This window comes from Streptomyces sp. NPDC001222 (assembly GCF_042896945.1).
Classification (GTDB): domain Bacteria; phylum Actinomycetota; class Actinomycetes; order Streptomycetales; family Streptomycetaceae; genus Streptomyces; species Streptomyces gibsoniae.
In genome coordinates this window covers 126,287-152,309 of sequence record NZ_JBIAXT010000011.1, presented here as the reverse complement: position 1 = coordinate 152,309, position 26,023 = coordinate 126,287, and the positions used below count along the sequence as shown (strand labels likewise).

Sequence of the window (26,023 nt, the reverse complement as noted above, 5' to 3'; positions counted from 1 at the left end):
CATCACCCTTCCCGGGCCGGCTCGCGGCCCGCGATCGACTGTTCCACCCACTGGCGCAGGACGGGGGCGGGCGCGGCCCCCGCCTGCCGGGCGACGGTCTCCCCGTGGTCGAGGACCAGCAGCGTCGGCACGGCCTGGACCTCGAATCTCCGTGCCAGCTGTGGGTTTCTGTCGATGTCGACCTTGGCCAGCTTGATCCGTCCGGCGAGGTCGGTGGCGACCTGCTCCAGGGCGGGGCTGACCATCCGGCAGGGTCCGCACCAGGTGGCCCAGAGGTCGACCACGACGGGCACGGAGGCCTTCTCGACCACGTCCGTGAAGTCGTTGTCCCCCGCGTCGACCACCCAGGGCAGGGGCTGCTTGCAGTGACCGCACCTCGGGCGGCCCTCGGCGGCCACGGGCACGCGGTTGGCGCGCCCGCAGTGAGGGCAGCTGACGGTCGTCGCTCGCGCGGTGCTCATGCGGCCCTCGCCTCTTCCACGACCGCGGGCTGGTCGTACGTGACGACCAGTTCGCCATCCCGGGCGTCGACACGGACGGTGGCGCCGTCCTGGACGTCACCGCGCAACAGGGCTCGTCCGACGAGGGTTTCGACCTCGTGGGAGATGTAGCGGCGCAGCGGGCGTGCCCCGTAGACCGGGTCGTAGCCCTGCCGGGCGATGAATTCCCGTGCGGCACCGGTGAGTTCCACGGTGATGCGGCGTTCGGCCAGCCGCCTGCGCAGCTCGTCGAACTGCAGCTCCACGATCCGCTCGATCTGGGCCTCGCCGAGCGGCTTGAACAGCACGATGTCGTCCACACGATTGAGGAACTCCGGCCGGAAGTGACTGCGCAGCTCGCCCATCACCAGTCCCCGGGCATCCGGCTTGATCTCCCCCTCGGCGGTCACGCCGTCCAGGAGGTACTGCGACCCGATGTTGGACGTCATGATGATCACGGTGTTGCGGAAGTCGACCGTACGGCCCTGGGCGTCGGTGATCCGTCCGTCGTCGAGGACCTGCAGCAGCGTGTTGAAGACATCGGTGTGCGCCTTCTCGATCTCGTCGAACAGCACGACCGAGTAGGGCTTGCGGCGCACGGCCTCGGTGAGCTGGCCGCCCTCCTCATAGCCGATATAACCGGGCGGCGCGCCGACCAGTCGGCTGACGGTGTGCCGCTCCTGGTACTCGCTCATGTCGAGGCGGATCATGTTCTCCTCGGAGTCGAAGAGGGCCGCCGCGAGCGTCTTGGCGAGCTCGGTCTTTCCGACGCCGGTGGGGCCGAGGAAGATGAACGAGCCGATCGGCCGGCGCGGGTCGCGGATTCCGGAGCGGGCGCGGATGATGGCGTCGGCGACCAGTTTGACCGCCTCGTCCTGGCCGATGACCCGTTCGCGCAGGATCTCGTCCAGGCGCAGCAGCTTCTCCCGCTCGCCTTCCTGGAGGCGGGCGACGGGGATGCCGGTCCACGCGGCGACGATCTCGGCGATCTCCTCCTCGGTGACGACTTCCCGCAGCAGCCGGTTCCCGCCCTGTTTGGCGGCCAGTTGCTCCTCCTCGGCCGTCAGTCGGCGCTCCAGTTCCTGGAGTTTGCCGTACCGCAGTTCGGCGGCCCGGTTCAGGTCGTAGCTGCGCTCGGCCTCGTCCGCCTCGTGGCGGACCTGCTCCAGTTCCTGGCGCAGTTCCTGCACGCGGCGGATGGCCTGGCGTTCGGCCTCCCACTGGGCGTGTTTGGCGTCGGCCTCGGCGCGCAGGTCGGCCAGTTCCTTGCGCAGTTCCTCCAAGCGGGCCTTGCTGGCGGGATCGGTCTCCTTGGACAGTGCCGCCTCCTCGATCTCCAGCCGGGTCACCCGGCGGGTGATCTCGTCGAGCTCGGCGGGCATGGAGTCGATCTCGGTGCGCAGCCGGGCGCATGCCTCGTCGACGAGGTCGATGGCCTTGTCGGGCAGGAAGCGGTCGGTGATGTAGCGGTGGGAGAGGGTCGCCGCGGCGACCAGCGCGGTGTCCTGGATCTTGACGCCGTGGAAGACCTCAAGGCGTTCGCGCAGGCCGCGCAGGATGGAGATGGTGTCCTCCACGGTGGGCTCGTCGACCAGGACCTGCTGGAAGCGGCGTTCGAGGGCGGCGTCCTTCTCGATGTGCTGCCGGTACTCGTCGAGGGTGGTCGCCCCGATCATGTGCAGTTCGCCACGCGCGAGCATGGGCTTGAGCATGTTGCCGGCGTCCATGGCGCCTTCGGCGGCGCCCGCGCCGACGACGGTGTGCAGTTCGTCGACGAAGAGCAGGATCCTGCCCTGGGCGGCCTTGACCTCGCCGAGGACGGCCTTGAGTCGTTCCTCGAACTCGCCGCGGTACTTGGCGCCGGCCACCAGCGAACCCATGTCGAGGGCGAACACCGTCTTGTCGCGCAGGCCCTCGGGTACGTCGCCGCGCACGATGCGCTGGGCCAGGCCCTCGACGATGGCGGTCTTGCCGACGCCGGGGTCGCCGATGAGGACGGGGTTGTTCTTGGTCTTGCGGCTGAGGATCTGGGTGACCCGGCGGATCTCGGCGTCCCGGCCGATGACCGGGTCGAGGCGGCCCGAACGCGCCTCGGCGACCAGGTCGCGGCCGTACTTCTCCAGCGCCTCGTAGGCCACCTCGGGGTTGGCAGAGGTGACGCGTTGATGGCCGCGGACCTGGGTGAGCGCGCTCAGGAAGGACTCACGGGTCACGCCGTGCTCCTTGAGCAGGCGCCCGGCGGTGGTCGCCGAGCCCTCCTCGGCCAGGGCGAGCAGCAGGTGCTCCACGGACACGTACTCGTCCTTGAGGCGTTTGGCCTCCCGCTCGGCCGCGTCCAGCAGCCGGGACAGGCGCTGGGTGACGAAGACCTGACCGGGCGCCGCGCCGGGTCCGGTGACCCGGGGCCGACGGGAGAGCTCCTCTCGTACGGCGGTACGCAGTTCCTCGGCCTCGGCGCCCGTCTGTTGCAGCAGCCGTGGGATCAGGCCCTCCTCCTGGTCGAGGAGGGCGAGCAGCAGATGTTCTCCGTCGACCTCGGTCTGGCCCATGCGGATGGCGGCGGTCTGGGCTTCCTGGAGTGCTTCCTGGGACTTCTGGGTCAGGCGGTTCATGTCCATGGTGGTGGATCACTCCTTGTGCCGGCGCGGCGCAGCGCGGCTTCGAGCAGGCTGATGCGGTCGAGCAGGTCGAGCACCAGGCCGATGGACGCGTAGTTGAGGCAGAGCCCGGTGCGCAGCCGCTGGACGCGGGCGAGGGCGGCCGGTGCCGTGGGAGCGAACACAAGTCGCCCCGCGGCGTCGCGTTCGGCGTCCACCAGTCCGAGGGCCACGAACCGGCGGACGAGATCGGGATGGAGGCCGGAGCGGCGTGCGACGGTGTCCAGGGACAGCCTGGGCACCGGCACGATCGCGTACTGGACGCGTGCCGCGGCCGGTGCCGTCCACGCGGGTGCCCGGCGCGTGTGGGGCGGTCGGTCGCTCATCATGTCCTCCTGGGGTCGAACGAGGAGACGGCGGCGAGTTCCTCGAACAGCCGTCGTTCCTGGTCACTGAGCCGGGGCGGCACCACGATGCGGAGCTCCGCGTAGAGGTCTCCGTTGTCGCCCCGCGGGCCCGGCATGCCCTCACCGCGCAGTCGCAGCCGACGCCCGCTGGAGGAACCGGCGGGCACGGTCACCTTCGCTGTGGCGCCGCTCGGGGTGGGTACGGGCACGGTCGCACCCAGCGCCGCCTCCCAGGGGGTGACCGGAAGCTGCACGTGCACGTCCCGGCCGTCGACGCGGAACACCGGGTGCGGCAGGATCCGCACCCGCAGGTACAGGTCCCCGGCGGGGGCGTCGCCGCTGCCGCGGCCGCCCTCGCCCGCCAGCCGGATACGCTGCCCGTCCGTGACGCCGGGCGGCACATCGACCTCGTAGCGCCGCTGCCCGGAGGGCCCGCCGAGGGTTACGGTGCGGCGGCCGCCGCGGTAGGCCTCCTCCACGGTGAGCGGCAGCTCGGCCTCCTGGTCCGCCCCGGGCACGCGCATACGCCCGGCACCGCCGAACAACGATCCGAACAGGTCCTCGAAGTCGACGCCCTCCCCGCCGAAGCCGGTGGTGGTGTAGCGCCCCCGGGGGCCGCCCTCCCCGGTGGACCAGCGGAAGCCGCCGCCGGCTCCCGCACCTGCGCCGACCCGTTCCTCCCAGTCCTCGGGAATCTTGCGGAAGTCCTCGCCGAAGCGGTCGTAGCGGGCCCGCTGGTCGGGATCCGACAGCACGCTGAAGGCCTCGTTGATCTCCTTGAACCGCTCCTCCGCCGCGGGGTCCTTGTTGACGTCGGGGTGGTACTTGCGGGCCAGGGAGCGGTAGGCCCGCTGGAGCTCGTCCCGGTCGGCGTTCCGCGGGACTCCGAGCACCTCGTAGAAGTCGCGTGCCATCGGCGGTCACTCCCGCTTGGCGACGGTGACGGCGGCCGGCCTCAACTGCCGCTCGCCTTCGCCGTAACCGGGGCGCAGCACTTGCACCACGGTGTTGGGTTCGGCGTCCGGATCCTGGACCACGCCGACGACCTCGTGCCGGGCGGGGTCGAACTTCACCCCGGTCTCGGCGTGGGGCGGATAGCCCAGGCCTTCCAGGATGTTCACGGCCTGGTCACGGACAGCCCGGACGCCCTCCACGATCGCGCCGGGATCGGCGCCCGCGTGGCTCAGGGCGAGTTCGAGGTTGTCGATGACGGGCAGGAAGGCCGCAGCCGTGCGGGCGCGTTGGGCCGACCGTTCCCGCTCCAGCTCCCTGCTGTGGCGCTTGCGCAGGTTGTCGAGATCGGCCAGAGCGCGCCGCCAGCGGTCCTCGACGTCCTTGAGCGCGTCCGTGTACTCGTCTTCCGCCGCAGCCGGGCCGGTCGCCGCGTCCGGCCCGGGTTCGGCCTCCGCCGTCGGCGAGCCGGGCTCGGGAAGGTGCCCGGACGGCGGCTGGACGGCGCCTTCCGGCGGCGGTTCGGGGACACGGTCCTGGGAAGGGACAGGCATTGCGGTTACCTCAGCCCTTGTCGAACTCGGCATCTATGACGTCGTCCCCGCCGCCGCCCGTGGCTGCACCACCCGGTGCTCCGGCGTCCGTCGGGCCACCGGTCGTGGCGCCGGCCTGGTGGGCCGCGAGTCCCGCGAGGATCTGCTGCAGCTCGGAGATCAGCGGCCGGACCTTGTCCAGGCCGGCCTCGTTCTTCACCGCCTCGCGGGCCTCGGTCACCAGCATCTCTGCGCGGGCCTTCTCGTGCGCGGGCGCGGCATCGCCCAGCTCGCCCAGTCGCTTTTCGACCTGGTAGGCAATCGCGTCCAGCTCGTTGCGGGCGTCGACGGCCTCGCGCAGCGCCTGGTCCTCGCTCCGGTGGCGTTCGGCCTCCTCAACCATGCGCTCGACCTCGCTCCGGTCGAGGTTGGAGGTGTCGCTGATGGTGATGCCCTGCTCCTTGCCGGTGTCCTTGTCACGCGCGGTGACGTGGAGGATGCCGTTGGCGTCGATGTCGAAGGTGACCTCGATCTGGGGCTCGCCGCGGGGCGCCTGGCGGATGTCGGTGAGCTGGAAGCGGCCGAGGACCCGGTTGTCGGCCGCGAGCTCACGCTCGCCCTGGAGGACGACGATGTCGACGGCGGGCTGGTTGTCGGCGGCCGTGGTGAAGGTCTCGGTACGGCGGACCGGGATGGTGGTGTTCCGCTCGATGATCTTCGTCATCACGCCACCGGCGGTTTCCACGCCGAGGGACAGCGGCGTGACGTCGAGCAGCAGGACGTCCTTGACCTCGCCCTTGAGGACCCCGGCCTGGATCGCGGCGCCCAACGCCACGACCTCGTCCGGGTTGACGGTCATGTTCGGGTCCTTGCCGCCGGTGAGCCGGCGCACCAGCGTCTGGACGGCGGGGATGCGGGTGGAGCCGCCGACGAGGATGACCTCGTCGATGTCGTTCTCGCCGACCTTGGCGTCCTCCATGGCCTGCTTGACCGGGCCGAGGCACCGCTCCACCAGGTCGCCGGTGATCTGCTCGAAGGTGGACCGCATGACCGTCGTCGTCAGGTGCTTGGGCCCGGAGGCATCGGCCGTGATGAACGGCAGGCTCACCTGCGTCTGCGTCACGGAGCTGAGCTCGGTCTTCGCCTTCTCCGCCGCCTCGAACAGACGCTGCAACGCCTGCGGGTCCTGGCGCAGGTCGATGCCGTTGTCCTTCTGGAAGCCGTCGGCGAGGTGGTCGACCAGTCGGCGGTCGAAGTCGTCGCCGCCCAGGTGGCTGTCCCCCGCCGTGGACCGTACCTCGACCACGCCGTCTCCGACGTCGAGGATGCTCACGTCGAAGGTGCCGCCGCCGAGATCGAAGACCAGCACCGTCTCGTGATTCTTCTTGTCCATGCCGTACGCGAGGGCGGCCGCGGTCGGCTCGTTGATGATCCGCAGCACCTCGAGGCCGGCGATCCGGCCGGCGTCGCGGGTGGCGGTGCGCTGAGCGTCGTTGAAGTAGGCGGGTACGGTGATGACGGCCTCGGTGACGCGCTCGCCCAGTTGTTTGGAGGCGTCGTCGGCGAGCTTGCGCAGCACGAGGGCGCTGATCTCCTCGGGCGAGTAGAGCTTGTCGCGCACCTTGAAGCGGGCGGCCCCGCCCTCCCCCTCTACGACGTCGTAGGCGACGGCCTTGGCCTCCTCGGAGATCTCGTCATAGCGCCGCCCGATGAACCGCTTGGCCGAGTAGATGGTGCCCTTGGGGTTGAGGATCGCCTGGCGCCGGGCCAGCTGGCCCACCAGGCGCTCTCCGGCGTCGGTGAAGGCCACCACGGACGGTGTCGTGCGGTTGCCCTCGCTGTTCGGCACCACCGTCGGCTCGCCCCCCTCCCACACCGCGATCACCGAGTTCGTGGTGCCCAGGTCGATTCCGACTGCCTTGGCCATGAGGGGACTCCTTTCGCAGCGCGGGCCGACGTTCGTCGGCGACCGTTCGTCCTCCGAGGGCTGTTCCGCGCTCGTTCAGGTGGGGGCGGGACCGTCGTGTGGCCGCCCGCTGCGCCAGGCCCCGCTCTGCGTGCGCGCCCCGACGCTCCTAAGCGGTCCGACGAGCAGCCGGGCCACCTCCTCCGTGACGTCTTCGTCCGTGACGAGGACGTACCTGCTGGGCTGCATGGACGGTACCGAAGCGAACTTTCGGCGGCCGCCCTGCGCTGCAAGAAGCAGCAGGCGAAGAAGGCGCCGACGACCGCTCCGAAGATCAGCCCGTACACGGCGACGAGGGCCCGAGGCCGCCGGGTTCGGCCAGTTCGGCGATCCGAAGAACCAACCGATGAGCACCTCGGGCACTGCACCGCTGGCCGCGCCTTGCAGCGCCGCCCTGCCATATCCCATCTGGCCGATCACCTGTGCGATCAGGCGGAGGTCCTGGCCAATAGGCGCCACCCTTTCCACGGGAAAGCCCTGGTCGGACAGGCGGTCTACGGCGTGTTCGGCTTCCTGACGGCTCAGGCACGAGGCGATGGTCCTGCTGGCCTGTTCGTTCATCGCCCAGTCCTTCGTGCCCCTCGGTCCGCCGAGCGGTTTCCCGCGTACCCACCATGGCCACCGGGCGGGGCGCCGCGCCTGCGCCCGGTGGAGTGAAAAGTCGTGTGCCTGGTCGATCCGCGAGGACGAGGGCGCGGCTGCGAGCCGGCGAGATGGGCTCCCATGCAGCGGGGTACTCGAGGACCGGGTCAGCTCGTTCTCCGACGCCGGTGCGAACGGAGTGATCTCATGGCCGACTATGCCGCGCATGGACGTCTCTCCGGCCGAGAGGAGAGCCGTTCCGCCGGTGGCGTTGCTCGCCGGGAAGACGAGCAGCACGAGTGTCGTCGGCTGCCCCGGGACCTCGACCCGCAGGGGCTGCTGGCGCTGTCCCTGCAGCTGTTCGGCAGCACGGACGGCAACCAGATCCTGTGCCTGGCCATGGCCCACGTCAGTTCCCTCGGCCCGTTCAGGGCCGAGGCCGGCTACCTCATGGCCGGTGACAAACTCGTCCGGACACCGTCGAACGATGAACAGGTCGGCGAGCCAGTCGACCGATCAGTGGGTGAGCTGGCCGAGCACGACGGCCCCGTGACGTTCCCCGAGCGCCGCTGGGGCTGGGCCTTCGGTCTGCGGGAAGCCGACGGTCTGCTCGGTTACCTGGTGCTGTCGTCCCGGCTGCGGCCCGGCCGACGGGACTGCCTGTTGATCACCACGCTGGTACGGCTCACCTCGGCGGCTCTGTCCCTGGCGGCCGCGCGGCGCCGACAGCACGAGGACGCCCGGGAACTGAGTCGGTTGCGGGACGAGCGTGCGGCGGTGCTGCGGGAGGCGCACTGCCTGCGATCCAAGCTGCACCAACAGCGATTCGTTCACGGCGCGCTCGGCGGGGGCGAGGACGCTCTCACCCGTGTCCTGCACGAGCTCACCGGTCTCCCGGCGCTGGTCGAGGACCGGTTCGGGAACCTGCGGTCCTGGGCCGGCCCGGGACGGCCGTGCCCCTATCCGAGGCCGACCCCGGAGCGCCGGGAGGAAATGCTGCGGCAGGTCGCTCGTGCGGCGGGGCCGGTCCGGGTCGGGGACCGCCTGGTGGTGCTGGCTCGGCCGCGTGGGGAGGTTCTCGGTGTGCTTTGCATCGTGGACCCTGACAAGACCGCGGACGAGCGCACCGAATTCGTGCTGGCCCACGCGGCGCGTTCGCTCGCCTCGGAGCTGGCTCATCAGCGCGACCTGACCGAGGTCGAGGTGCGGCTGCGCGGAGAGCTCCTCGACGACCTGCTGGTGTGCACCGATGAGGCCAGGGCCTACGCCAGGGCCGCGGCCGTCGGCCACGACCTGCACCGTGCGCACTACGTCGTGGTGGTGAGCCGGCGAAGCGGGGCAGCCGACTACTCCTTCACGCGGGTTGTCGAACGAGCGGCGACCACGGCGGGCCTGCGACCGCTGGTGACCTGCCGCGACGACCGGGTGGTGTTGCTGACGGAGGCCAGTCCGAACGGTGACGCTCTGTATGCGGCATTGACTCGAGAGCTTGGCACACCCTGTGGAGCGATCGGAGTGAGTCCGCGCTGCGATTCCCCGGGCAGCATTCCTCGCCGCTACCAGGAGGCGCTGCGGGCGCTCGAGGTGCGGCAGCACTCGCGAGAACGGGAGGGGACGACGTTCTTCGAGGATCTGGGGTTGTACCGGATCCTCGGGCCCGGCAGCGATTACCGGGAACTCGAAGGGTTCGTGCGGGAGTGGCTCGGCCGGCTCATCGACTACGACGCACGGCACGGTTCGGGCATGGTGGCGACGCTCGCGCAGTACTTCGACTGCGGCGGTAACTACGACGAGACCGCTGCCGCGTTGGCCGTCCACCGCAGCACCCTGCGCTACCGGCTCCAGCGCATCCGCGAGATCGGTGGCCGTGATCTCGCCGACGTGGACACTCGGCTCAACCTCCAAGTGGCAACACGGGTGTGGAAGATCATGCTGGGCGGGCAGAGGTGACTGCACACCGAAGGCCGACGGCCAGGTCGATGGCGCTGTCCATCCCGCTCGGATACATGTCTTCTCCTCGCCCAACGGGGCATGCTCACGGGGAGAGATGACGCTGGAACCACTCCACGCCGAGCGCGCCACCCCCTCCAGGGCGCCCGGCTCCTCGAACAGGTGCGTTGTCCCCGGCACCAACTCCAGCCGGGTCTCGCCGGGGATCCGCCGCATGGCCTCACCGTTCAGTTCGATCGCCTCCCGGCCCAGGGACTTGACAGATCAGCAGAGCAGATCTGTACCTTGAAGTCCGCCCACGAGACCGACCCGACGGAACTCTCCACGAATACCAACGTGCTGCTTGACCAGCCCAGATGATTAATCGGCAACCGCACTGCCGCCCACTTCCGGGCGGGCCCTACGGCCGTCCGGGCCTGCCACAGGCTGCGGAAGCCCCCGAAACGGGCCCGACCGAACACCGCCAGTCCGGTCGCCACTCACAGCAGGAGGTCGAAGACGGCTCGGGCCTCGTCCCAGTGCTGAGTCTGGGGGTTCTTCAGGTCGGGGTGGAGGATCTTGAAGCTTTGGGCAAGGGCCAGGCTGAGACCGCCGACGATGTCCGGATAGGCCGCCTCGGTCTCCTCGTCGGGTGTGCGGTCCAAAACGGGGTGGGTGGCGAGCTGTTCCAGGATCGGCTTGAGTTCTATTTCTTGGTCGATCTTCTGAAAGTGGTGAATGCTCTCCTGCAGGCCTTTCGTGATCGGTAGGTCGCAGGTCCGGATGATGTCGCGCCCGTTGGCCTTGGCTGTGGCCTGGGCGACAGTTAGCAGATCGTAGAGCTTGGTGTCGACGAAGTCGCTGTAGCGCTTGAGATCGTTCTTGTCGACATCTAGCCCCGCGGCTGCGCGGAAAAACCTCTCGAACCTGGCGATGGACATCACGGTCATGACGGCAACCTCCGACTGCGGGCGCCGGGGCGGCTCCCGGCCCCTTGGCTTCCCAGTCAGCCTGGCCGACGGGGCGCGGGAACGCATGGGGCCATTTAGCCCCCTTGTCAGCCCCTCAATTGCCCCTGCCAGGCCCAGGCGCCCGACGCCCGTGGGTCGGACGGGCGTGCGATCCGTCGATCCAGTCCGGCCCGGCCCGATAGAGCTGGACCCATACAGCGTTGCGGTCAGGCGCCGCTTGTGCCGCTGGGGAAGAAAAGTAAGGTATTACGCGTTCTTCGCCAAAATACCACTCACCCGTGCCCGCGGCGGCCCAATTGCCGTTTGTCTGTGCTGGCAGGCCAAGGCGGCGGGGTGAATTTAGGCCCGGCAGGCGCAGGCCGCATGAACCCTGGCGCCGTGACGCTGGACCGATCGGAGCGCTCAAAGGAAAGCCTGTCTCCACCCGTTCTGCTCCGGGCCGCCGGTCTGGCCATCGCTGCCGCGCGGCTCTGTGGGCCCATCCCTCGAGCCGTCGTCCGCACGTCGCAGGAGTTTCGGCGCAGGAGGACTTCTATGGCCAAGACAGTCGGAATCGCGACCGATTCCGTGATCGCCGCGTGCGAGGGCCGCGGTCCTCCCCAACCCCGAGGGCAGCCGTCCCCCGTCCGGCGTCGCCTTCACCGACAGTGGCGAACCGCTTGTCGGCCAACTCGCCCACCGGCAGGCGATCCCCAACTCCCAGGGGGACCGTCTACTCCGCCAGGCGTTTCATCCCCGACGCTTCGGCGAGATCCCCGACGAGGCCAAGGCCGTCGGCTTGGACGTCGCTCCCCACGACCGCGGCAACACCACTGCAAGATCTGCGGCAAGCTACGCGCCGGAGAAGATCAGCGGGCTGGACGAGCTTTCCGATCCTTTGGCGCACTATCACCTGGTGACGCCGCGTACCCCGAAGCGTTGCGAGGAGTGCCTCATGGAGCGTTCCCTGTGTGTGCACCTGCGGCTCTGCCTCACCGGCGGGCACGTCGGCTGCTGCAATTCCTCGCGCCTCAAGTTCGCCAGGCGGCAAGCGGGCAGCGCCGGCCACCCCCGCGTGCAGTCCTTCCAGCCGGGAGAGAGCTGGCGCTGGTGCTACGTCCACGAGGCCCTGGTCTGATGGACGCGGCCGAGCACGAGCAGAGTGCGGTCCGCGAGACACCCGACCGATACGGCGCGTTCCCGCGCCTGACGCCGGAGCAGATTGAGGACCTGATCGCACACGGTGAGCGCCGCGGGACCGCCGAGGGCGAGGTGCTGTACCGCGAGGGCGAACCGTTCCGGGATTTCCTTGCGATCCTCAGGGGGACCGTAGAGATCCTCCACGACCACGGCGGGCCCGACGAGCGCACGGTGGCAGTGCACGGACCCGGCAGGTTCCTCGGTGAGCTCGGGCTGTTGGAGGGCCAGGCGGCGTTCGACACCGCCGTGGTGCGCGAAGCGGGCGAGATCCTGGCTGTAGCGGTGGAGCGGCAACGCGCCCTGGTCGGCCGCGACCCCGTCCTCGGCGACCTGATCCTCCGTGCCTACCTGGGCCGCCGGTATCTGCTCATCGGCCTCGGCGCCGGCTTCCGGATCCTCGGGTCGTGCTATTCACCGGACACGCTGCGGCTGCGCGAGTTCGCCGCCCGCAACCGGTTGCCCCACCGCTGGGTGGACCTGGAGAAGGACAAGGAGGCGGAGGCGCTGCTGCGCCGGTTCTCCGTCGGCCCCGAGGAGACTCCGGTGGTCATCTGGAAGGGCGAGCGCGTGCTGCGCAATCCGAGCAACGCCGAACTCGCCCGGCTCATCGGGCTGCCCACCCCCTCGCCAGAGACCGAGCGGTGCGACGTGATGGTGGTAGGCGCGGGCCCCGCGGGACTCGCCGCCGCCGTCTACGGAGCCTCCGACGGCCTGACCACGGTCACGGTCGACGCTGTGGCTACCGGAGGCCAGGCCGGTACCTCGTCGCGCATCGAGAACTACCTTGGTTTCCCGTCGGGCATCTCCGGGGGCGAGCTCATCGAACGCGCGGTGCTTCAGGCCCACAAGTTCGGTGCCCGCCTCATGGTGCCGGCCGAGGTCAGCGAGCTGACTCCGCAGGACGATGGGTACCTCGTCTCCTTCTCGGACGGCTCCCGGGCCCGGGCCGGAGCCGTGGTGCTTGCCTCGGGCGTGCGGTACCGCAGGCTCGAGGTGCCCGGCATCGACCGCCTGGAGGGCAACAGCGTCTACTACGCGGCGACGGTCCACGAGGCCGGCCTCTGCGAGGCCGATCCGGTGGCCGTGGTCGGCGGCGGGAACTCCGCCGGGCAGGCGGCGCTGTTCCTCGCGGGCTTCGCGTCCAGAGTCCACCTCCTCGTCCGGAGCGGTGACCTCAACGCCAACATGTCTCGCTACCTGGTGGACCAGGTGGACCGGCACCCGAAGATCGAGGTGCTGCTCCACACCGAAGTTCGGGGCGTCTCCGGGGAGGAGACGTTGGAGTCGCTGACGGTGGAGGACAACGCAAGTGGTGAGCGGCGGGAGCTGCGGGCCGCGGCGCTGTTCGTGTTCATCGGAGCCCGGCCGCGCACGGAGTGGCTCAGGGGCGTGTTGGCCCTGGACGAGAAGGGCTTCGTCCTCACCGGCGCCGACGCCCAGGCGGCGGCCGACGAGACTCGGTGGGCCTCGCTCGGCCGTGGCCCGTTCCTGCTTGAGACCACCCTCCCCGGGGTCTTCGCCGCCGGCGACGTCAGGAGCGGCTCGGTCAAACGGGTGGCCTCGGCGACCGGTGAGGGAGCCATGGCGATCCGCCTCGTGCACGAGCACCGGGAGCAGCGGGGCAACCTGGTCCAGGCCGCGGGCCCCGAAGGGCGTTAGCCGGCGCCGAGCCAGTCCGTGTCCTGGCGCTGACCCTCCCCCCTGACGGACCCTGTAGGCGGCCGGCGAACCACATGGCCGCCGTCCTCCCAGCCGACGCCCAGCGCACCGCAGACGGTTCCCATGAACGTGATGAGCCAGGCGAGAGAGAGGCTTCTTAAGCCGCTGCGCGACCTCCGTCGCTCATCCGGAATCGGCTACGCGGACGGCGTCGAGGCGCGGCCGCTGGGGCTGTACAGGAGGCGCTGGGGTGTGGTCATCGATCGCCCTGTACGCGAGGGGTGTGGGCGTGTGAATGCAGGTCGGCCCCGAGGCCGCGCGCCCGCCGAGCGCGCCGCCGCCAGGTGGTGGTGGCGCGGCCGACGCGACCCGGCAGCGCGTTCCGCCTAGGCTCACACCCGTGACGTGGCTGCGGACCTTCGGAGAGGTCGTGCGATCCGGGCTCACGATCGAGGAGACGCGGCTGGAGCCCCTCCTCGCGCTGCGCACGGCCGCTGGAGTGGCGATCGTCATCGGGCCGGCGCTGTGGCTGGTCTCCCCCGCGTACGCCGCGTCCGCCGCCCTCGGCGCCTTCTCCGCGGGTGGGGCCACCTTCCAGCGCACCTGGCGTCCGCGCAAGGTGATCGCGCTCGGCGCGGGCGCGAGTCTGGCGCTCAGCACCTTCGTGGGCTACCTGGCGGCGGGGCGACTCGCGACGTTCCTCCCGCTGCTGGCCGTCTGGGCCTTTGCCGCGGGGATGGCGTGGGCCGTCGGGTCGACCGCCGGGATCGTCGCGGCGACGACGGTCGGCAGCATGCTGGTGACCATCACCCTGCCCACGAGCGTCGGGCGAGCCCTGGAGCACACCGGGGTCATCGCGCTCGGAGGCGTGGTGCAGGCCGTGCTGATCCTGCTGTTCCCGATTCGCCGTTGGGGGAGGCATCGTGACGCGCTCGCCGACGCCCTGGCCGCCGTGGCGGACTACGCCCGCCGGCTACGGCACGACCCCACCGCCCCGTTCGACCCGGAGCCGTTGATGACGGCCCGGGACGCGGCCGCCGTGACGCCGTCACAGGCCCGCACCCGTCCCCCCGTCCTCCACGGCCCCCGGGGCCTCGCCGAGCGCATCCGGCCGGTCGTCGCCGCCCTCGCCGACCCGGATGTCGGCGCCCCGGCGGAGGGACCCGGGCGGGACCGCGCGCGAGAGTTGCTCGCCGCGGCCGCCGACGTGCTGGACGCGGCCGCCCGTTCGATCCGCCGTGGTGCTCCCGCCGAGGTTCCGCCCCGCAGCGCGGATGTCCTGCGCGTCGACAAGGAGCACGAAGTGCTGGAGGGGCCCGCGTTGCAGTCCGCCGAGCGGCTCGTGGAACTGCTCGGAGAGGCGTTGGAGATCGCCGGGAGCGGCGGCGCGCGCAGGAAGACGCCCATGCCGCCCGGCCTCGCGGGCACCCAGTTCCTGGTGCGCCCGACAATGTTCCGGCTGATCCCGGTCGTTGTCGGGGCGGTCCGCCGTGAGCTTCGCCGGGACTCGCCCGTGTTCCGGCACGCCGTCCGTTTGGCGGCAGTGGCCACGCTCGGCTATCTGATCGCCGCCCGGCTACCCCTGGGCCACGGCTACTGGGCGCCCATCGCCTCGGTGATGGTGATGCGGCCGGACTTCCACCGGACGTTTGCGCGTGCGGTGGCCCGTCTCGCCGGGACCCTCGCGGGGGTCGCGCTCGCCACCGGGATGGTTCAGGCCCTGGGGCCGGACGCTTATGTGTCCGGCGCACTGGCGGTGGTCTCGGCGGGCCTGTCGTACACGCTCATCCGTACCGGCTACGCCTACTCCCAGTGCTTCACTGCGGCGTATGTCGTCTTCCTGCTCGGCATGGGCGGCCAGGCGTGGGAGCAGGCGGTCCCGGAGCGGGTGGTGCTCACCCTGCTCGGCGGGGCCCTGGCGATGCTGGCGTACATGGTGTACCCCGCGTGGGAGACGCCCCGGCTGCCGGACCGGCTCGCGGATTGGCTCACCGCCAGCGGCCGCTACGCGGCCGCTGTGCTCCGCAGCTACGCCGAACCGACCCGGGAACATCGCATCGACATGCGCAGGGCCTTGCTGGCGAGCAGGGAGGCGCGTGCCGCCTGGCAGGATGCCTACGACCGGGCAAGGCAGGAACCGGTCCGCCCCAGGGGCCTGACGTTGCGCGAGGCTGAGGAGGCGCAGGAGGCGCTCAAGGGATTCGGCCGGGCGACGATGCTCATGGAGAGCCATGTCCCGCAGGCCGACCACCCTTTCGTCCCCGAGGCGGAGCGGTTCGCCGAGGCTTTGGAGGCGGACACCGCGCAGGCGGCAGCCGACGTGCGCGAGCACAAGAATCCGAACTGGGGGCGCGTGGAAGGGGCGCTGAACGCGTGGCAGGGGGCCGCCGGGGACCGGAGCCCGGTGCTGCGGCGCGGGGCGGAACTGCAGAAGCGTGCCTTGGAGGACCTCACGGCGGCCGTGAGCCGCACACCTCTGGAACGGGACGTCGGATCCGTCCGCGAGGAGCAGCGGCTGTGCGGGGAGGTGGCGGATGGTGACGGATCAGGACCCACGCACCGAGGTGGGTGACGGCGTCGGCGCCGGGGGGCGCCGCTCCTCCTGGAGCGGGAAGTAGTCTCCCGGCCGCGTCGAGCGCCGCCACACGTACCCCGCTGTCGCCATCACGAGGATCAGCGCCGCCAGGATGAGCAGCTCGATCCCCTCGACGTTCCACCGGAAGGACTTCTCCGCCTCGGCCGTCACGATGAGCACCTTGCGGATGCCGGCAATCAGGCCGACGACGAGGAACGGCTCCGCATCGAGGGTCTGGTTTCTGATGGTGAGGCGGACGGTGTGGAGCAGCTCGGCCACGATGAACAGCACAAGGCCGTTGTCCAGGGCGGAGAGAACGACCGTCTCCTCGCGATACGGCCCCTGGGCCGACCTGATGACCTCGTGGAGGACCCCAGCGGTCAGGAACCCCGCGAGCAGTACGAGGAACGCCGCGACGACGAGGTGGATGCCGTCCTCGATGAACTGCAGGAGGCCCTGCACCCGGCCGCCCTCGATCTTCGGGAGAATGGGTCGCACATTCAGCATGCTAGGCGTGCCCCCGCCCGCGGGCGCGGCGTGCTGCCGAACGGGTGGACGGGCGCAGCCCAGGCGCAGTTGCAGGACCAGCATCACCAGTGCCGGTACGGCGGCCGCGCCGATCGCCGTCCGCCACGACACCGACTCGGTCGCGCCCACGAGCGTCGCGATGACGATGCCGACGCCGATGGCGAGCTGGAAGCAGAGCACTAGGCGCCCACGGATCCTCTTGGGGGCCAGCACTGCCATGTACATGGGCACGGTCTGGGTCGCGCCGCCGACGGCGAAGCCGAGCAGCACCCGGCACAGGGCCAGGGTGATCGCCGTAGGGGCGAGCGAGCAGGCACACTGCCGAGAATGAACACCGTGCAGATCAACAGGATCGTGCGGTGCCGGCCGATGCGCTCGGACAGCACGCTGCAGGTGAGCGCGCCGATCACGGCGCCCAGCAGGATACCGGCCGCGATGACCTGTTTCATGCCGTTCCCGATGTGGAATTCCCGGGAGATCTGCAGCAGCGCACCGGAGATGATGCCGGTGTCGTAGCCGTACAGCATTCCGCTGACCGCAGATACCACGGCCGTCATCAGCATCCGCCCGTTCAGCTCCTTGATCGGCGGCGCCTTCGCTGTGGCAAGAGCTGAGGACATAGTTCCCCCGGAGCGGCGAACGCCCCTCCTAGATCCTTGCACCTGGAGGAGCCGGGGGCCCAAGCGAAGGGCTCTCCCCGCCTGTGGCTGCCCCGTTCCGTCCCTCGGCAGCACGGTGGGGATGGCTGCGCGGCGCAACTTCAGCGCCGTCTTCCGGGCAGGTCTACGCCTGCTGCATCGCGACCAACCGCTGCCGGGTCTGCTGATGGCTCCGTCACCGCCGCGACCTGCACCGACCCGAACAGCGCCGCCGCCGCCGCCATCGTCACCGACACCACGCTCCGGCAGTACCGCCGGAACCCGTCCCGCCCGTCCCCACGCCCCACCGTGGCACCTTGGATGCTTGGCCTTGCATGCGGCCTGGTCGGTCGGCCAAGAGGCCGCGTACAGCGGGCAGGCCGCGTTGGAACCGCTTTAGGCTGAGAGGACGGCGTATACGCCCCTGGCGACGACGCTACGCCCATGGCGGGCAGCCGCTCGTTCGGCCGCCTGCCGACGAGGCGGGGGACGGCCCGGCTGTCTACACCATTCTGTCAGCGGCCTGTTCCTGGGCCGGCGGTTGCTGGCGAATCGGACTCCGAAGCCGGCGCTCAGCCCGCTTCCCGCGGCCCAGACGGTCGGCCCGTTCCTCCGTGCGCGCGGGCTGACGCAGAGGCGGCCAGTGCTGTGTCGGCGCTCCGACGCGGGCGCGTCCCTTTGATCGAGGCCGCTTCCTTCCTGGTTTGACCGCGTGGGCCTGGTGGCAGAGGAAGGATCATGAAGGCCGTGCCGACCACAGGCTGTCTGACACCCCTGGGGACGACGACGCAGCCACCGGGCAGTGCTTTGGCCGCGCCTGTCGTCGACTCCCCATCGCGGAGATGCACACGAGCAGCCCCGCATATCCGATGTGCCGGACGATGACGCCGCCGCCACCCGGCCCGCAACGTGTGGTCCTTGTAGCCGACCCCGGCGTGCCCTCAGAGGTCGCTCGGGCTCTGGCTCCCCGTCTGCCCCGACACCTCACCCGGGCCGTGAGCAGCCGGGTTGAGTGGGTGGTGGACGCCTTCACCACTCCGCTGGTCGGTGCCGAGCAGGTTGACGTCTCCGACATCGCGAACGCCGTCAGGCACCACCTACAAGGCATCAAGTGGGACATCGCCGTCTTCATCACGGACCTCCCACGGCAAGCGAGGCTGCACCCGATCAGCGTAGAAGTCGACCCTCGACACCGTGCCGCGGTGATCTCCCTACCCGCCCTGGGGTCTCGCCGGCTCCGTCGCCGGGTTCGGCAGGCGATCGTGGACATCATCCGGCAGCTCGTCACACAGGAAGACGCCCCGCAGCACCCGGAGGTCATCGGCCGCCTGCCTCAGCAGCCGAGCGCCGACACCGGTGACGCCACTGACACGCCAAGGCGCTACGTTGTACCCGGTCTGCGTGGGCACGTTCGCCTCGTCGCCGGGATGGTGCACGCGAACCGTCCCTGGCGGCTGTTCGGCTCCCTGTCACGCGGGCTGGCGGGTGTGTTTGCCACGGCGACGGTGCTGTTCATGAATACCGCCACCTGGAATCTCGCTACCGCGCTGGGTGCCTGGCAGCACGCAGTCGTCACGGCGCTGGCAGCGTTGGCACTCACCGCATGGATCATCATCGACCATGAACTGTGGGAGCGGGCCGGTGACCTGCCTGCCCGCCACCATCCTTTCTACCCCTACAATCTGGTCACTCTGATCACGATCGCCCTCGCGGTTGTCGTTTTGGCCACTGTCCTCTTCGGGGCTCTAGTCGCCGTATCGTTCCTGTTGCTGGACGCATCCGTCCTGCACAAATTCATCGGACGCCCAGTGGGTGCGGGCGATTACCTCTACTTGGCCTGGTTCATCACCGCCATCGCGATGGTCGGCGGCGCCTTCGGCACCAGTTTGGAAACGGACGACCAGGTACGTGACGCGGCCTACGGACGACGACAACTCGCCCGTCAGCGGCAGCTCAAGGAGATGGCGGCACGGCCGGACAAAGACGTGGACACGCCGCCGGGCAGCCCTGGTCGATAATGCCAACAGGCCTCGGCAGCGGTGACCTCCTCACCCGGAACGCCGCGGTCAGCCAAGTCAATCTGTGCTTGCTCTTCGGCGTCGGCCTCGTCATCTACTTGGCCGTCCGGGGGAGCGCCGTGGCCGTGCTGCCGTCGATGAAACACTGGCCCCATCCGCGCTCGGTGGCGTGCCCCATCCGCGCTCGGTGGCGTGCCGGCAGTCCTTGTGTGCGCCCACTTGGCCGCCATCTACCTCCACGGTGCACGTCTTCGGTCACAGTGGTGCTGTCGCCACGGAACCGGGCCCTCTGGCTGCGTTGTCACCGGGACCGTGAGCGTTGCAGGCATCTTCGTCCTGACGCGGGGCGCGCCCCTTCTGGCGAGATCGCTCAGTGCCTCTGCCTGCCCTCCCCAACCGTCAACGGCCCCAGCTTGACCCCGTCGAAGGCGGCGCTGAAGGTCTGGTCCGCGTCGAGCCGGTCGATGGAGTTGGCGTAGCAGGACTTACCGAGCACGGTCCGGGCCTCGTCCGGATCCACGGTGGTCGATCCGCCCGGGCGGCACAGTAGGCTCAGGCTCGGGGGTCACGGTCAGCTCCGCCCGCTCAGCATGATCCGCCACACCCTCGTCGCCACCTGGAGATTGAGCCGGGTGTCCACGTCCGCGAGGTCGCGGTCACTGATTTCACGGATCCGCTGGAGCCGGTAGCGCAGCGTGCTGCGGTGGATGGACAGTGCGCTGGCGGTCTCGTCATAGTTGCCACCGCAGTCGAAGTACTGCGCCAGTGTCTGGACCATGTCCGTGCCGTGCTCTGCGTCGTAGTCGAGGAGTCGGCCGAGCCATTCCCGCAGGAACGCCTCCAGCTCCCTGCGGTCCTGACCGGGTCCGAGGAGGCGGAACAGGCCCAGGTCGTCGTAGAAGGTCGTACCGTGCTGATCCTGCGAGTGTCGGCGCACTTCCAGGGCCCGTTGCGCCTCCTCGTAACAGCGGGGTATGCAGCGGGGAGAGGAGCAGCAGGTGCTCACGCCGATCGCCCCACCTTGCATTCCCAGTTCCCGGGCCAGCGCCGCATGCAGGGCGGAGCCCTGAGGTCGCTCCTCGGCCAGCAGTGCCATCCGGTCTCCGCGTCGGGTCACCAGCGGCCGTATGCCCAGCGTCGCCGCAGCTCGTTCCACGGCGTGGACGAACGAGTCGTCCGCCGGCCTGCCCTGCCAATGCACGACGATCACGTGGTGGGGACGGTGCAGGTCGTGGCCGACGGCCTCCGACCGGGCATAGGCGCTGGCCTCGTCCGTGCCCTCCAGCAGGTCGTCGACCAGCTGGCGGCGCAGCCGCAACTCGACCTCGGCCAGGCTGCGCAGATGCATCAGCTCCAGGGTGAGTGCCCGCACCGCGTGCTCCAGGGCGAAAACGTCACGCTCCCCGGCCCTGGCGTCGGGGTCCACCAGGGCCAGTACGCCGAGGACGTCACCGCGCGACCGCGCGAGAGCGACCAGCCGGTCTCTGATGCGCACCGGTTCCGGCGCTCGGGCGACCTGCCGCAGCATGTCCTCCTGCCGCGGTGGAGTCCGCATCGGATAGGAGTCCGGCCGGTCCGGCCCCGCCCAGGAGCGGAGGTTGCCGAACCGGTCCTCGACCAGCGCCGTAAGGCCGGTCAGCTCATGCAGGGCACGGGCGATGCCTGCTTCGCCGCCGCCCGAGGCTGCGACTTCCCCAAGCACTCCATGCACGCGCCGCCGGTAGTCGAGCTCGGATCTCAGAGCGCACTGCTCTCCGTGCGCGACGTCCTGTTCGCTGCGCAGTCGGTTCAGCTCACGGGTTTCGGCATACTGGCGGTGCTGTGCTGCGGCGAGGGACAGGGCCGCCGAGGTGAACCCAATGAGCGTTACGAGCAGCGACTGGTCCTCCTCGGTGGGCGCGGAGGAGGACGACACCACCAGCGCTCCCAGCAGGTGGCCGAACAGGCGCAGACCGAACGCCCGGCTCCACAGCCGCCCGGCCAGGGCTACGGGGCCGTCCGCCCCGCCGAGCTTCCGGACCTGGAGGTCGAGGGATGTCCCACTGCCGTCGCCCAACTGTGGCAATGTGCGGGTCAGATCATCCCCGACCATGAGATAGGCGCCTTCGGCGCGGAACGGTCCCAGCCCGCCGACGTGGGACATGGAGAGACGAAGGATCTCTTTCTCGTCCTCGGTGCCGAACAAGGTGCGGGACAGCGCGAGCAGCCCGAACGGATCCCGCGCGTCCTGGGCCGGAGCCGGCCCTGGGGGGGGGCAGCAGACCTTGTGGCGATGGGGGCGGTGCGCACATCCCCTGCGGCAATCGCCTACCCGATCGGGCAAGTGACGAGACACCTGCCGCTTCGGACTGTCCGCCACGAGATCGCTCCGTTCTCCCCAGCCCCGGAGTGGCGATCGAGCGAGCCTTGGAGGGCCCACACGAAACAATCCCCGAATCTCAAGTACCCGGCCAATCCGGTTTCACCCGGTTTACTCACAGTTACACCTCCTTCACCCGATAGACCAATCGGCACTCCTGCTTTTCGACCTGCCAGGCGCAGACGAGTCGCCCACTGAATCGCAAGGCTGGGCGTATTGGCATTGCTGGGCGAACCGCCGGCAGGAAGGACTGGCCGATGAACGCGCCGCCCCGGAGGGTCATGGCTTCGTACCCGACCTACCAGGACGCCGAACACGCGGTCGATCACCTGACCGGCAAGGGTTTCCCGGTCCAGAAGGTCGCCATCAGCGGCCAGAATGTCCAACCCGTCGAACGGGTGATCGACAGGATGGGATTCAGTGAGGCTGCGGTGCGTGGCGCGGCGAGCGGCGCGCTGCCCGGCGCTCTGATCGGGTGGATCTTCGGTTGCTGAACTGGGGGCGAGGAGATCACACAAGGAACAGGAGGCAGCGGCAATGACGACACCTGTTCGGCGTCACCCTGGTGGCCGAATCCAGGAGCGGCCCATCGGCTGGGCAAGCAACCCCCTGGCCGAGTTCGACGAGCTGCTCAACAACATGAGCGGGCTGCTCGAATCGACGGTGGGCAGCGCGGCGCCGGTGGCCGCGTGGATCCCCTCCGCGGACGTCACGGAATCCGATGACGCTTTCCACGTCGAGATCGAACTCCCCGGCGTAAAGGCCAATGACATCGGCATCGAGGCCAACGGACAGGAGCTGGTGGTCACCGGAGAGATCAAGGACAAGGAACGCAAGGGCGTCCTGCGCCGCAGCACGCGCCGCACCGGATCCTTCGAGTACCGGCTGCAGCTGCCCGGAGAAGTGGACACAGACAAGATCACAGCCGAAATGAAGGACGGCGTGCTCACCGTCGCCGTCCCCAAGGCCGAGGTCGCCAAGCCGCGCCACATCGAGATCAAGGAACACGGCGAGAGCAGCGGCTGAGGCTTGCCAGACCCGACCGGTGCCGGGCATATGTGTCCGGCACCGCGGCGAAGCGATACCGCGAGCGCCCACGGGATTGACACCCGTTGCGCGCCACCCCGCAGCACCCATGCCGGGCCCTCCGGGCCGCGATCGGCTCCGTCGAGAGCGCAAGGTGAGGCCATGAGCGACAGCCCACACGACACCTCAGTGCGCCGGAGGCTCGGCGGCAGGTTCCCTACCTGCTCCCTACGCCCGTCGCATGCGTCGGGCGCGCGGCATCCACAACGGAAACGTTCCCAGCGGCGCGCGCCGGCCCAGATCGTCCGGGTCCTCACGGTCGGCCTGCGTGCACGCGAGCGGGCGCAGCAGATCACCGACCGCACGGCCCACCGCGGGGAACGGGAGCGCTCCGGGCCCCGAAAGTACCGCCCCGGCACCGGCGCGGGCAGTCCCTTCCACTTCCTGGGCACCGTCGGCACCACGGGCACGGCGAGCCGTACGCCCGCGATGACTGAGCAGCGCCTGGACGACGAGATCGAACAGGTCGCCCAACCTCCCGAACACAATGGCCCCACAAGCCGTGACCGGCTGGAAACGACCGTCTGCGGCCCATCCTGGGGCCCGCTCGCCTCCGCCGGGAACTACGGGAGGCGGACAGGGAATCCCACGCGGGGCGCCTGCCGAACGATGGCTGCGCCCCGACAGACCAATCCCACGGATCCGGTTCCCGAGCGGGGAACGGAGGGAAGCGAAGGCGACCATGAAATACGACGAGTTCCTCGCCCGGGTACGCGAGCGCGGGGAGTACACCGACCAGGACGAGGCAGCGAATGTCACCGACGAGGTCCTGGGTGTGTTGGCGGGACGGATCAGCCCGGGGGAGGTCGACGACCTCGCCTCACAGATGCCCGGCCCGCTCCAGCAGGTCCTGACCAGCGCCAAACGGCAGCAGGCCGAAAGCTACGGAATAGAGGAGTTCTACCGCCGGGTTGCGGAGCGCACCGGCGCCCGGCCCCGTACCGCCCTGTGGGACGCCAGCGCCGTGCTGACCACCGTGGCCGACGCCGTCTCCGGCGGCGAGCTCAACCAGGTCATCAGCCAGCTCCCCTCCAGTTACGCCGTCCTGTTCGGCAAGGCCGACCTCGCCGACTGAGACACTGCGACGCCGAGCGCACAGGGAGCGAGCCGTGCGCACTCAGTGCGGGGATGGCTGCGCCGGTCTCGCCGATTGCGCGCGGCGCCACCGGCGAAGGCAACGATCATGGCGCGCCGGCTCTGGATCGCGCCCGCGCGCCCCGTTGCCGCACTGGTCGGGCGCCGTGCGGAGGGCTGTCACGGTCACCAGTAGTGGCGGCGGCCGGCGACTGCGTGGCCCATGGATCCCAAGATCCACAAGACGGCGCCGACCACGGCCAGGATGATGCCGATGGTCCACAAGATCGATATGCCGGTCAGGAAACCGACGATAAGCAGGATAATGCCGAGGGCGATCATGACATACCTCCTGGCGATGACGGCTATTTTCTGAGTACCCCGAAACATCCGCGTCACGCCGCCACAGGCACGTGCGACCTCCAGGGATGGGTTGCCAGTCCTGGCCCCCGGTGCCGCCTTCGGCCCGCGTCGTGTTCGTCGGTACGCGCTCGTCCTCATCCGGCCGTCGGGATGGTGGACCGGTCGGGCCGCCGGACCGGGCGCTCGACCACGGTGTGCCGGTACGGCAGCCCGGGAGCGCGGCGCCGATCGGCGCCGACAGGCTCCTCGGGGATGCGTGCGGGGCCGGTGAGCGACGCCCGCACCGCGCAATCAGCGGCCCGGCTGCGGGGAGCGGCGGGCAAGCACCACCTCCTCCGGTCCTCTTCACAGGTCGGCGTCTGCGTGGACAACCTGGACAAGTTACCCGCACCGCGCAATCAGCGGCCCGGCTGCGGGGAGCGGCGGGCAAGCACCACCTCCTCCGGTCCTCTTCACAGGTCGGCGTCTGCGTGGACGACCTGGACAAGTTCGGCGGCGACCTGATCATCCCGCTGGTCAAGGCATACCCGCGGGTCTGGCTCACCGGCATGGTTTGGAGAACCGGTACCGCCTGGAGCCGGGCGAGGTGGCCGGGGTACTCGGCCGGGGACCGCCCACATGAATTGAGCACGGCGGAGAAGGAGGCGGCGATGAGTCCCGCCCGGTCTTCCGACCCTTCCCGCTGGAGCGTCCTGGTCCTCGACGCCGGATCCTCCAGCCTGCGCATCACCCTCTTCTCGGCCGACGGCACCCCGATCGCGGACAGGGACTCGTCCGAGCCGCCCGGTCCCGAGTCCGCCAGGAACCTGCGGGACTTCCTGGCCACCGTGCCCCCGCCCACCGCCGTGGGACACCGTCTCGTCCACGGCGGGCCGTGTCTGACGCACCACACGATGATCGATGGACGGGTCCGCCAACTGCTGGAAGAGATCAGGAACCTGGCACCGCTGCACCTGCCGCCCGCTCTCGCCATGGTGGACACGGCTCGGGAGCTGCTGCCGGACGTGCCCCACGTGGCGTGCTTCGACACCGTATTCCACCGCGACCTGCCGGCCGCCGCGCGTGAGTACGCCGTGCCGGAACGGTGGCGTACCGAGCACGGGATACGACGCTACGGCTTCCACGGACTGTCCTACGCATGGTGCCTGGAACGGGCCGCCGAGGTGCTGGAACGGCCTGCCGACGGTCTCCAGGCCGTGCTTGTCCACCTGGGCGGCGGCTGCTCCGCGTGCGCCGTTCGTGAGGGCCGCAGCATGGACACCACCATGGGCTTTACTCCCCTGGAGGGACTCGTGATGAGCCGCCGCAGCGGCAGCGTCGATCCCGGAGCCCTGTTGTGGCTGCAGCGCCGCAACGGCCTGACCGCTCGTGAGTTGGAGGAGGATCTCCACCGGCGGTCCGGTCTTCTCGGCCTCTCCGGCACGTCCGGGGACACCCGGGACCTGGTGCGGGCACGCAAGCGGGGGGACGCCGCCGCCAAGGCAGCGCTCGCCGTGTTCGTGCACAGCTGCCGGCGCGGCATCGCCGCCATGGCGGCCTCGCTGGACCGCCTCGACGTGCTGGTTTTCACCGGCGAGATCAGCGAGGACCGGCCCGAGGTGCGCGAGGAGGTGTGCATGGGGCTTCGGGTTCTGGGCGTGCGGGCCGGTCTAGCCGTTCCCCCGCTGGAGGAGCTGTTCGAGGAGGGCGTACGCAGGATCGACGGCCCGGGCGCAGGCGTGCCTGTGGTCGTCGTCGCGACCGGTGAGACGCAGCAGATCGCCGTCGAGACCCGGCGCGTCCTCGAGTCGACGGACGTGTGATCCGGCGGCGTCGCACGGCTCGGCACGCTGTGACGAGCCGTCCCTGGGTGCCGTCGTGGAGGGTCCTGATTACGAACACCGAACAGCCCAAGATCGCCTCGCGCGACCGACCCGACACCTCACGAAGACCGTAGCGGCGCGAGGTCGGGCGTGAGCAGCAGGGCGGGCCGAGAAAGGCTCGGAAGCCACAGCACAAGAACAGTAAATGTCCTGCTCACCCGGACAACCGGTCTTGCGCACTACGGATGTTGGCCCTGGTGCAGGGCCCGGCCGACGCCGCCGAGGATGCAATCGCCTTTTACCCACCGCGACGTTGAAGGCGATGAA

Annotated in this window: 23 protein-coding genes and 1 pseudogene; 10 read left to right on the top strand and 14 right to left on the bottom strand. The window is 70.0% G+C overall.

Going from position 1 to position 26,023, the window contains the following annotated elements; genetic code table 11:
* Window positions 1–2: 2 nt before the first annotated feature.
* The 7 genes from trxA to ACFY2Z_RS17515 form a co-directional block, all read right to left on the bottom strand.
* On the bottom strand, window positions 3–461 hold the full coding sequence (trxA, locus tag ACFY2Z_RS17545; RefSeq protein WP_390745028.1) for a thioredoxin: 459 nt from the start codon (window positions 459–461) through the stop codon (window positions 3–5).
* Complete coding sequence (clpB, locus tag ACFY2Z_RS17540; protein WP_390745027.1) at window positions 458–3,097, bottom strand: ATP-dependent chaperone ClpB; 2,640 nt, start codon at window positions 3,095–3,097, stop codon at window positions 458–460. The genes trxA and clpB overlap by 4 nt, the downstream gene beginning before the upstream one ends.
* Window positions 3,088–3,462 carry a chaperone modulator CbpM gene (locus ACFY2Z_RS17535; protein ID WP_390745026.1) on the bottom strand — a complete coding sequence of 125 codons (375 nt, stop codon included), beginning with the start codon at window positions 3,460–3,462 and terminating at the stop codon, window positions 3,088–3,090. Before ACFY2Z_RS17535 ends, clpB begins: the two co-directional genes overlap by 10 nt.
* Window positions 3,462–4,397 carry a DnaJ C-terminal domain-containing protein gene (locus ACFY2Z_RS17530; protein ID WP_390745025.1) on the bottom strand — a complete coding sequence of 312 codons (936 nt, stop codon included), beginning with the start codon at window positions 4,395–4,397 and terminating at the stop codon, window positions 3,462–3,464. Before ACFY2Z_RS17530 ends, ACFY2Z_RS17535 begins: the two co-directional genes overlap by 1 nt.
* A gap of 6 nt (window positions 4,398–4,403) precedes the next feature.
* Window positions 4,404–4,988, bottom strand: coding sequence for a nucleotide exchange factor GrpE (gene grpE / locus ACFY2Z_RS17525; protein ID WP_390745024.1), 585 nt, complete (start codon window positions 4,986–4,988; stop codon window positions 4,404–4,406).
* 10 nt (window positions 4,989–4,998) lie between these two features.
* Window positions 4,999–6,894, bottom strand: coding sequence for a molecular chaperone DnaK (dnaK, locus tag ACFY2Z_RS17520; RefSeq protein ID WP_390745023.1), 1,896 nt, complete (start codon window positions 6,892–6,894; stop codon window positions 4,999–5,001).
* Window positions 6,895–6,969: 75 nt separating this feature from the next.
* Entirely contained in the window at window positions 6,970–7,494 is a 525-nt protein-coding gene (locus ACFY2Z_RS17515; protein ID WP_390745022.1) for a general stress protein, read from the bottom strand.
* A gap of 228 nt (window positions 7,495–7,722) precedes the next feature.
* On the opposite strand from ACFY2Z_RS17515, the gene ACFY2Z_RS17510 reads away from it, so the two are divergent.
* The gene (locus ACFY2Z_RS17510; protein ID WP_390745021.1) at window positions 7,723–9,465 is read left to right on the top strand and encodes a PucR family transcriptional regulator; all 1,743 of its coding nucleotides are present in this window, start codon (window positions 7,723–7,725) and stop codon (window positions 9,463–9,465) included.
* Between the two features lie 479 nt (window positions 9,466–9,944).
* Here ACFY2Z_RS17510 and ACFY2Z_RS17505 read toward each other — a convergent pair whose 3' ends face one another.
* Window positions 9,945–10,394 carry a DUF1931 family protein gene (locus tag ACFY2Z_RS17505; RefSeq protein ID WP_390745020.1) on the bottom strand — a complete coding sequence of 150 codons (450 nt, stop codon included), beginning with the start codon at window positions 10,392–10,394 and terminating at the stop codon, window positions 9,945–9,947.
* A gap of 664 nt (window positions 10,395–11,058) precedes the next feature.
* Between ACFY2Z_RS17505 and ACFY2Z_RS17500 the strand changes: the two are divergent.
* From ACFY2Z_RS17500 to ACFY2Z_RS17485, 4 genes and pseudogenes are all read left to right on the top strand, one after another.
* Window positions 11,059–11,211, top strand: a pseudogene (locus tag ACFY2Z_RS17500) (hypothetical protein); the annotation flags it as partial.
* A 60-nt stretch (window positions 11,212–11,271) separates the two neighbouring features.
* Complete coding sequence (locus ACFY2Z_RS17495) at window positions 11,272–11,532, top strand: UBP-type zinc finger domain-containing protein (RefSeq protein WP_390745118.1); 261 nt, start codon at window positions 11,272–11,274, stop codon at window positions 11,530–11,532.
* A complete protein-coding gene (locus ACFY2Z_RS17490) occupies window positions 11,532–13,253 on the top strand; it encodes an FAD-dependent oxidoreductase (RefSeq protein ID WP_390745019.1) in 1,722 nt (573 codons plus the stop codon). Before ACFY2Z_RS17495 ends, ACFY2Z_RS17490 begins: the two co-directional genes overlap by 1 nt.
* Before the next feature lie 400 nt (window positions 13,254–13,653).
* Window positions 13,654–15,825 (top strand): FUSC family protein, encoded by a 2,172-nt coding sequence (locus ACFY2Z_RS17485; RefSeq protein WP_390745018.1) that lies wholly within the window; start codon window positions 13,654–13,656, stop codon window positions 15,823–15,825.
* On the opposite strand, the gene ACFY2Z_RS17480 is transcribed toward ACFY2Z_RS17485, so the two are convergent.
* Complete coding sequence (locus ACFY2Z_RS17480; RefSeq protein WP_390745017.1) at window positions 15,799–16,626, bottom strand: phosphate-starvation-inducible PsiE family protein; 828 nt, start codon at window positions 16,624–16,626, stop codon at window positions 15,799–15,801. The two genes, ACFY2Z_RS17485 and ACFY2Z_RS17480, sit on opposite strands and share 27 nt — an antisense overlap.
* Window positions 16,536–16,883 carry an MFS transporter gene (locus tag ACFY2Z_RS17475; RefSeq protein ID WP_390745117.1) on the bottom strand — a complete coding sequence of 116 codons (348 nt, stop codon included), beginning with the start codon at window positions 16,881–16,883 and terminating at the stop codon, window positions 16,536–16,538. The genes ACFY2Z_RS17480 and ACFY2Z_RS17475 overlap by 91 nt, the downstream gene beginning before the upstream one ends.
* Before the next feature lie 1,130 nt (window positions 16,884–18,013).
* Here ACFY2Z_RS17475 and ACFY2Z_RS17470 point away from each other — a divergent pair.
* Window positions 18,014–19,012: a hypothetical protein gene (locus tag ACFY2Z_RS17470; protein WP_390745016.1), complete on the top strand. Its 999-nt coding sequence runs from the start codon at window positions 18,014–18,016 to the stop codon at window positions 19,010–19,012.
* Between the two features lie 370 nt (window positions 19,013–19,382).
* Here ACFY2Z_RS17470 and ACFY2Z_RS17465 read toward each other — a convergent pair whose 3' ends face one another.
* Window positions 19,383–19,532, bottom strand: a complete 150-nt coding sequence (locus tag ACFY2Z_RS17465) for a hypothetical protein (RefSeq protein WP_390745015.1) — start codon at window positions 19,530–19,532, stop codon at window positions 19,383–19,385.
* A 51-nt stretch (window positions 19,533–19,583) separates the two neighbouring features.
* Complete coding sequence (locus tag ACFY2Z_RS17460; protein WP_390745014.1) at window positions 19,584–21,155, bottom strand: PucR family transcriptional regulator; 1,572 nt, start codon at window positions 21,153–21,155, stop codon at window positions 19,584–19,586.
* A 473-nt stretch (window positions 21,156–21,628) separates the two neighbouring features.
* Between ACFY2Z_RS17460 and ACFY2Z_RS17455 the strand changes: the two genes are divergently transcribed.
* From ACFY2Z_RS17455 to ACFY2Z_RS17445, 3 genes are all read left to right on the top strand, one after another.
* Window positions 21,629–21,865: a general stress protein gene (locus tag ACFY2Z_RS17455; RefSeq protein WP_390745013.1), complete on the top strand. Its 237-nt coding sequence runs from the start codon at window positions 21,629–21,631 to the stop codon at window positions 21,863–21,865.
* Window positions 21,866–21,908: 43 nt separating this feature from the next.
* Entirely contained in the window at window positions 21,909–22,397 is a 489-nt protein-coding gene (locus tag ACFY2Z_RS17450; RefSeq protein WP_390745012.1) for an Hsp20/alpha crystallin family protein, read from the top strand.
* Between the two features lie 742 nt (window positions 22,398–23,139).
* The gene (locus ACFY2Z_RS17445) at window positions 23,140–23,532 is read left to right on the top strand and encodes a DUF2267 domain-containing protein (protein ID WP_390745011.1); all 393 of its coding nucleotides are present in this window, start codon (window positions 23,140–23,142) and stop codon (window positions 23,530–23,532) included.
* Window positions 23,533–23,717: 185 nt separating this feature from the next.
* Here ACFY2Z_RS17445 and ACFY2Z_RS17440 read toward each other — a convergent pair whose 3' ends face one another.
* Together ACFY2Z_RS17440 and ACFY2Z_RS17435 are read right to left on the bottom strand one after the other, a co-directional pair.
* The gene (locus tag ACFY2Z_RS17440; protein WP_390745010.1) at window positions 23,718–23,873 is read right to left on the bottom strand and encodes a DUF6131 family protein; all 156 of its coding nucleotides are present in this window, start codon (window positions 23,871–23,873) and stop codon (window positions 23,718–23,720) included.
* Between the two features lie 155 nt (window positions 23,874–24,028).
* Window positions 24,029–24,217: a hypothetical protein gene (locus ACFY2Z_RS17435; RefSeq protein ID WP_390745009.1), complete on the bottom strand. Its 189-nt coding sequence runs from the start codon at window positions 24,215–24,217 to the stop codon at window positions 24,029–24,031.
* Between the two features lie 147 nt (window positions 24,218–24,364).
* Between ACFY2Z_RS17435 and ACFY2Z_RS17430 the strand changes: the two genes are divergently transcribed.
* Window positions 24,365–25,696: an acetate/propionate family kinase gene (locus ACFY2Z_RS17430; RefSeq protein ID WP_390745008.1), complete on the top strand. Its 1,332-nt coding sequence runs from the start codon at window positions 24,365–24,367 to the stop codon at window positions 25,694–25,696.
* Window positions 25,697–26,023: the final 327 nt, after the last annotated feature.